This window comes from Streptomyces sp. MUM 2J, assembly GCF_022414535.1.
Lineage (GTDB): Bacteria > Actinomycetota > Actinomycetes > Streptomycetales > Streptomycetaceae > Streptomyces.
The window spans coordinates 1-6,147 of the sequence record NZ_JADWYM010000084.1; the positions used below are offsets into that span (position 1 = coordinate 1).

At 70.7% G+C, this 6,147-nt stretch carries 6 protein-coding genes; all 6 read right to left on the minus strand.

What is annotated here, in order from left to right; translation table 11 throughout:
• The coding region (locus I3F54_RS31570; protein ID WP_240122359.1) for a hypothetical protein at positions 1-369 on the minus strand (369 nt) is incomplete at its 3' end.
• Positions 370-630: 261 nt separating this feature from the next.
• Positions 631-1,434, minus strand: coding sequence for a TIGR03936 family radical SAM-associated protein (locus tag I3F54_RS31575; protein WP_240122360.1), 804 nt, complete (start codon positions 1,432-1,434; stop codon positions 631-633).
• Between the two features lie 135 nt (positions 1,435-1,569).
• The gene (locus I3F54_RS31580) at positions 1,570-2,703 is read right to left on the minus strand and encodes a hypothetical protein (RefSeq protein ID WP_240122361.1); all 1,134 of its coding nucleotides are present in this window, start codon (positions 2,701-2,703) and stop codon (positions 1,570-1,572) included.
• 169 nt (positions 2,704-2,872) lie between these two features.
• The gene (locus I3F54_RS31585; protein WP_240122362.1) at positions 2,873-3,724 is read right to left on the minus strand and encodes a DUF4291 domain-containing protein; all 852 of its coding nucleotides are present in this window, start codon (positions 3,722-3,724) and stop codon (positions 2,873-2,875) included.
• On the minus strand, positions 3,721-4,281 hold the full coding sequence (locus tag I3F54_RS31590) for a hypothetical protein (RefSeq protein ID WP_240122363.1): 561 nt from the start codon (positions 4,279-4,281) through the stop codon (positions 3,721-3,723). Before I3F54_RS31590 ends, I3F54_RS31585 begins: the two co-directional genes overlap by 4 nt.
• A gap of 9 nt (positions 4,282-4,290) precedes the next feature.
• The coding region (locus I3F54_RS31595) for an RHS repeat domain-containing protein (protein ID WP_240122364.1) at positions 4,291-6,147 on the minus strand (1,857 nt) is incomplete at its 5' end.

The following is a 6,147-nucleotide window of genomic DNA, read 5'->3' on the forward strand; positions in this document are numbered from 1 at the left end:
GCGCCGGCCGGGCGAGCTGGCGTCCTCGGGACGCGGTCTGCTGCTGATCGATCTGCGCGCGGACGCGCGGCGGGTGGCGCGACGACGCGGGCGGCCCGCGGGCGCGGCCTCGGCCGCCTCCGCGGACTCCTCGGCCTCCTCGGCCTCGGTCTGCGCCGGTGCCTCGGTCACGGTTTCGTCGGGCTTGACCTCGGCCTCGTCCTCCGCGGCCGGTATGGCCGGCTCCACCGTCCCGGCGGGAGCATCGAAGGCGCTGACGGCCGGCGGACCGGCCGGGCGGGACGCGGCACGGCGCCGCCGGCGTGGCGGCAGGGTGTCGCTGGGGGTGTTGTGTTCGGAACCCTGGGTGGGCTCAGTCGGCTCAAGCATGCGGGCGTTTCTCCCGTCAGGCTCCCGGGCGCCGCGCCCGGTCCGGCGTCGATCGTGACGATCGAACGCCGTTGACGTCCGCGGCTCGCGCGATGCGCGGTGCCGCCGTCCGGGGCGCGGGCGCCGCACGGGAGCTCTCTGTGTCCTGTCTCGCCGGTTCCGTACGCCTTGTCGCTTACGGCCTGGCGAAAGTCTTCTGGTCGGTGCGCTGCCCGACCCAGGTGGCTCCCGAGTACGAGGGCGGCGCTACGACGTCCGTCCCTACGCGGAACCTTCCGGCATCGGCGCCGTCGCGGCGGCTGCCGGGGTGGCCGTCACAAGGGCCTCGGCTGCCTCGCGGTCGGGCGCGAGCGGGTCGGTCACCGTGCCGGTCTCTTCATCGAGCAGCCCCTGCGCCAGCCTGGTCACCGCTGCGGGGACCGGCGGCGCCAGGTCGGCCACGGCGCGGAGACCGGACAGGACGTCGTCGGGTCGTACGGCAGGCGTCACGTGCCGAACAACCAGCCGCAGTATCGCACAAGGCGGGTCACTCGGCCCAGCGTGGAGCACGGCGTCGGCTGCTTCGTCGGAGCCGGCGCCCGCATTCAGACTGACCACGGCCGGTCGGGCGTCGAAGGTACGCACACCGTTCTTGGTCCTGCGCCGGACCTCGACGGCCTCGGCAGCCTCGAACGCCTCCACCGCACGCCCGGCGTCCGCCGGGTCGACCCCGTCCAGCCGAAGCTCCCAGACGGAGGCCGTGAGCCGGTCGGCGAGCCCGGAGGTGCGGGCCTCGACCGCCTCGACGACGTCGAGCCCCGCGGGCAGCGACTCGTCCAGGAGACTCCTGAGCCGTTCGGGGTCGCGGGATGCGGCGAGTGCGATCTCCAGGTACTCCGCCTCACTGCCCGTGCCGGTGGGTGCGGCATTGGCGTACGACACCTTCGGGTGCGGCGTGAACCCCGCCGAGTACGCCATGGGCACCTCGGCGCGGCGCAGCGCGCGCTCGAAGGCACGCTGGAAGTCACGGTGGCTGGTGAACCGGAGGCGGCCTCGCTTGGTGTAACGCAGTCGGATGCGCTGCACCGCAGGTGCGGGCGGCGGGCCTACGGGCTGTCGCTTGCCCAGGGGAACTTCTCCTCGTGTCGCGATCCGTGGCGCTGCCCCACGTCGGCGGGGAACGCCTCCGGGCTGACGCCTGCCCGGTGTCACAGGTCCGGATCACCCCCGCGTCGGCGGGGACATTTCGCGCCGGACCCTTTGCTCTAGAGTACGCGTTTCACCATCGGCGGGTTCCCGCCCACCCACCGCTTCCTTCTCACCGGGCACCCCGAACAGGGCCCGGCGCAGGTCTGCGCGCGCCTGCCGCGCGGTCTCGCGGGCGACGGCGAGGGTTTGCCGGACGACCCGGCCCGCACTGCGCGCGGCCTGGGCCGCGGGCCGCAGCACCGCGTCCCGCAGGACGTGCCCCACCGGCGCCAGCACCACCCCGTACACCCACCGCGCCGGCTCGACGAAGAGCCACCGGAAGACGGTGCCGAGGAAGCGGCCGACGGCGCGCGAGATCCGCCCGGCGACCCGCCACGCGTGCCCGAGCGCGTCACCGACCTCGCGCGCGACGACCGCGAGCACCCGCCCGGCGGGCACGAGCACCCACCGCCACACCGCGAGCAGGGGCAGCACGACCAGCACCCGGACCGTCCGGTACAGAGCGGCCCCGGCCCCCGTGACGGCCAGCCCGATCACCCGTGCCGCACCCCGCGCACACCGGACCAGGGCCCGCCCCGCCGGCCGGAGCACCCAGGTGTACAGCCACACACCGGGCACGATGACGAAGTACCGCACGATCCGGGAGGCGCCCGCGTACACCGCGGCGACGAGGACGGCCAGCACCAGCCCGGCCCCCTTCAGCAGCCACCCCAGGACGTGCCCGACCGGCGTCAGCACATGCGCGTACAGCCACACGGCCCCGGCGCCGATCCCCCGGCACACCCGCACGAGGACGTGGCCCAGCGGCGTGAGCACCCGCCGGTACAGCCACACCGCCGGCCCGACGAGCAGCACCCGGCCGAGCAGACGCAGCAGCGCTCCGAACGGCACGACGACGTACCGCCACACCCCGATCGCGGGCCACACGAGCAGGGCCCGCCCCAGCCACAGCAGCGCTCGCCCGGCCGGCCGCAGCACGGTGTCCCGCAGCACCCGCCCGGCCACGACCAGCAGGTCCCACAGCATCCGCACCGGCACCACGAGCACGAGCACGACGATCCGCACCGGCATCCGGATCGCGGTGACGAGACACCCCTCGGGCAGTTCCTCGCGCGCGGGCGGCTTTCGCAGGTCAACACGGTCCATGCCGATGTAGACGCGGGGAACGCCCGTGGGGATGCGTAAACCCGCCACGCACACGGGTCGTTCGCGCTCACCGCATGCGCGACCGAGAACACGGGTTCCCCGCGCCCTGCCGGGCACGGGCGCCGACCAGAGCCGGAACATGCTCCTCAAGAGCTGAGAACGCAGCCCCTCACTCGCCTCCCGCTCCCCCGTTCCAGCTGGCCGGAGCCGTCATCTTGACCGTCAGCGGCAGCAGCTTCTTCCCGGTCGGGCCCACCGGGATCTGCGTGTCCATGGCAAGGCCATACACCGAGAGTCCCATAACCGTTGACGTGACGGTTATGGACGCCCGGATCAGTCCCGGCCCGGTTCGGCCGACGCACCGTCCCGGGTGAAACGGTGGCGATTCCGCTCTCGGTCGACAGCAGTCCGATGTCGGTGCCACCGGTGACGCAGTTCCCCCGCAGGCACACGATGACAGCCGCAGCGGCGACATCGTCGCGGCAGTTCGTCGGTGCCACCGGGCGTCATCGAGTACGGCAGCGTGCGTCGACCGCGCCAGTTCGGTGACGTCCGCGATGTCCACGATCCACTGGCTCACGTAACGGCTCACGGCTTCGCCGGACAGGCCGACCTGAATGGCGCGCCACGGCTGCGGTTCCATAAGGACCGACCGGTCCGGGTCCCACTGCACGCGCACCGGGCACGCGGCGACCTCCGCACGCCACTGGTCGCGGTCCGCGTGCACCCCGGACTTGAAATGACTGAGGGCCGAATGCGCCAGCGCCCACTCGAACCCATCCCGGTCGATCTCGATGCGGAGAACGTGTTCCTGGTTCGGCTTCCGGGCCCAGCCGGAGCGGTACATCATCCACAGGAAGGACGGTTTGATCCACGTCATGCGTTCACGCTTGAACGGCGCCACGAACGTCCCTGCGCGCAGTGCCGGTTCGGCGATCTCCTGTGGAAACGCCTGGTACACGGTAATCGTGGAGTCGGTGTACGCCGCTCGCACGAGGCGACCGTGGTCCGCCTCCGTCACCGGCCGCCCACCTCCGACGCCCAGGTGACCGCCCTGTGGACCTCCGGCCCCTCGATACGTGCGGCGCCGGCCGTGTAGAGCAACCACAGCAGCTCGAGAGAGCCGAAGAACGATTCCCCCCAACTGTCCACCCAGACGCGGGCCTGCGCCGGACCCACCGGCACGGCGTCCCAGAACTCCCAGCCGCGGGAATCCTCGTCCGGCTCGAAACGGTAGATCCAGTTCTGCAGCGACCAAGGGCTTCCACCACTCCGGTCCGTGTACGCCGTGCGGCCATGGACGGCGACATGCTGCGGCGCCTCACCGTCCCGGGCACTGAGCGTCGTGAACCAGTCCGGGAACTCGTCCACCGGCAGGTCTTCGTCGTCGAACTCCGCCGTACAGGCCAGATGGAGCGCCGCCGAAAGGACGTGCCGTACCCGCTGCACATAGGCCTCGGAGGAGCCCTCGGCGACATCGACGGTGAAGACCGCCAGAACCGGCGGAGCCGACTCGGCTGCGGGGCGCTGCCGGACGCGGTCCAGTTCGGCTGCGACGCTCTCCTCGCTGTGGATCATGGTTCGATCCTATCCTTCCTGCACGATGCGTCCGGAGTTCTCGGCGATCGCTTGGCGCAAGCCGGGGAAGAGCTTGCGCGGAATGCCGTAGAGATCCGGCCCCTTGGTCGGATCGGAGATTTCCGCGTATTCCTTGAGCAATTCCTTCCATTCCTGCCGGGTAAAGGCATCGCCGTCCGGATGATCATCCTTGTTCTGCGGCAGAGCCGACTCCCGGATCGAGTCTCGGTAGTCTCTGGAGACTTCGAATGAAACAATCTGTCCGCCGTCCCCCCGGTATTCGACGGTGTGCCTGATGTCGTCGCTCATGTTCACATAGAGTTTGCCGTTCCCCGTGATGGCCACCTCGCCGTTCTCACCGATGTGAATGCGCTGGCTCAGCGGATGGTCGGTCTGTTTGCGGTAGACCGTGATCGCGTCTTCGTCGCAGGGCGTGAGTCCCAGCGGATCCATCCACGTGTGCGGGTTGTGCACGTACGCCGTGGGATTGGGTGCGGGCGCGAGGCCCAGGGGATCGGCGGAGAGGTAGCGGGCGGTCTCCGGGTCATAGTGACGGAAGTAGTTGTAGTGCAGGCCTGTCTCGGGGTCGCTGTACTGGCCGGGAAAGCGCAGCGGCGTATAGGCGGTGGCGTCCTTGTTCCAGGTGGTGGTGCCCCACAGGGTGGTACGGGTGCGCCAGGCAATGTCCCCCTTTTCGTCGACCAGCTCGCGCGGCGAGCCGACGAGGTCGGTGACGATCGCGAAGAAACGCGAGTCGACCTCCTGCTGCGGGGCGTCGGCCACGCTGATGCGCTCGGTCTGGGCGATCGGCTTCAGCCCCTGGTGATCCCAGGTGAGGGTGACCGGGTGCGGCAGGGCGGCGGCCCGTGTCGTCTGCTCGCAGAGCGTCGTGCCGTCCCAGGTGAAGTCGACACGTTCGACGACCGTGTCGCCGTCGGCGGCAAGGCGGAACTTCGCGGTGCGACGGCCAAGCGGGTCATACGTGTAGCGCCAGCAGGTGCCGTCCGGGGTGGTCACCTCGACGAGCCGGTCCTCCGTGTCCCACACGTAGCGCCAGGTCTCCGGCTTGCGCGACAGCCGGCTCTTCTGGCGCAGGGTGATCCGGCCGAGGGCGTCGTATCCGTAGCGGACGTTCCCTGCGCGGGTGATGCGGGTGCCGGTGTACACGCGCTCGCCGGTGGCCTCCTGGCCGGGGTACGGGACGGGCCAGGATGCCTGCCTCTGGTTGCCGGCGGCGTCGTAGGCGTAGGTCTCGGTCCAGTTCTCGGCGCGGACGGCGGTGACGCGGCCGACCGGGTCAAGGTCGAAGCGGCGCTGGCCGTTCAGTCGGTCGTCGAGGACAACGAGACCACCGTCTCCGCGATAGGTGTAGGCGCGGCTCTGAAGAGTGCGGTCGTTCCGGCCGACGGCCGACTGGGTGGCGAGTCGGCCCAGCGTGTCGTACGAGTTGTGCAGCGTGAGGAAGTCACCGACGTGCCGGGTGAGCTCACGCCCCGCAGCATCGTAGGAGACGTCGACGGAGTGGCCGGAGGCGACGAGGCGGATACGCCGGCCCGCCGCGTCGTACGCCCACGTGGTGGTCGCGCCGCTGGGGGTCGTCCGCCCGTTACGGCGACCCAACGCATCGTAGTAGTAGTTGAGTTCACGTCCGTCGACGGTCTCCGAGCGGACGAGGCCGTACCGGTCGCGGGTGATGGACAGATGTGTGCCGTCGGGGCCGGTCGCCTCGGCGAGGCGACCGCTCACGTCGTAGGCGTAGGTGGTGACCTGGCCGCCGGCGTCCTTGCGGACGATCTGGCCAACGCCGCTGCGTTTACCGGTTCGAGCGGGATGCAAGCCCCTTCTCCATGATCGCGATTTCGGTGT

What these genes read in the sequence shown, in the direction of transcription:
- I3F54_RS31580 (WP_240122361.1), bottom strand. Translation starts at nt 2,703, where the DNA reads ATGGACCGTGTTGACCTGCGAAAGCCGCCCGCGCGCGAGGAACTGCCC.
- I3F54_RS31590 (WP_240122363.1), bottom strand. Translation starts at nt 4,281, where the DNA reads ATGATCCACAGCGAGGAGAGCGTCGCAGCCGAACTGGACCGCGTCCGG.